Annotated in this window: 1 protein-coding gene; it reads right to left on the bottom strand. The window is 64.8% G+C overall.

Annotated elements, in window-relative coordinates:
* Positions 1-494: 2-keto-4-pentenoate hydratase (locus GCT19_RS42475; RefSeq protein WP_408582423.1), on the bottom strand; the 494-nt coding region annotated here is incomplete at its 3' end.
* Positions 495-625 lie beyond the last annotated feature (131 nt).

Raw genomic sequence — 625 nt, 5'->3', positions numbered from 1 at the left:
AACAGCGCGCTCGACGCGTTGTCCGCCACCGTATCGACGAAGCGGATGTCCCAGTTCTCGATGCGGCTGTCGACGACCTCGATCGCGGCCAATGCGTACGCACTGGCGCGCAGGATGTCCACGAACGTGTGCTTGTCGTGCGTGAGGTCGTGTTCGAGCACCAGCGCGATTTCGGCTTCGACCTTCGGCTGGATCAGCGTCGCCAGCGGCATCGGTTCGCTGTCGCCGTAGGCCATGCCCGCGAACAGCGCGCCGAAATCCGGCTGATCGACGCCAAGCTGCTTCTGCACGGCGAGCGACGTCAGACCGATCTTGCGGCCGACGATGCGCTCGCCGTTCGCGATGCGCAGATCGACGTTCGCCTGCTGCACTGCGTAGGCGGTAGCGATGTCGTCGAGGGGGATATCTCCGCGTACGGGCGAGATGGTCTGGCGCGACGCTTCGGCGTTGCGCAGACGCGCGGCCAGCGCATCGATGACGTTGGCATCATGCATTTTCGAGTTTCTCCCTGGTTTGAGGCGTGACGTGATACGGGGAGGCGGACCTGGCCGCCTACCCGTTCGTCGAGCGATGTCACGTAGTGCAGCGTGTCAGGCAGGTACCGCAAGACCGCTGACGTCGGCGG

Origin of the sequence: Paraburkholderia atlantica (assembly GCF_009362785.1) — a bacterium.
Taxonomy (GTDB): domain Bacteria; phylum Pseudomonadota; class Gammaproteobacteria; order Burkholderiales; family Burkholderiaceae; genus Paraburkholderia; species Paraburkholderia atlantica.
The sequence above is the reverse complement of the archived record's forward strand: the minus strand, read 5'-3'. Positions and strand labels throughout refer to the sequence as shown.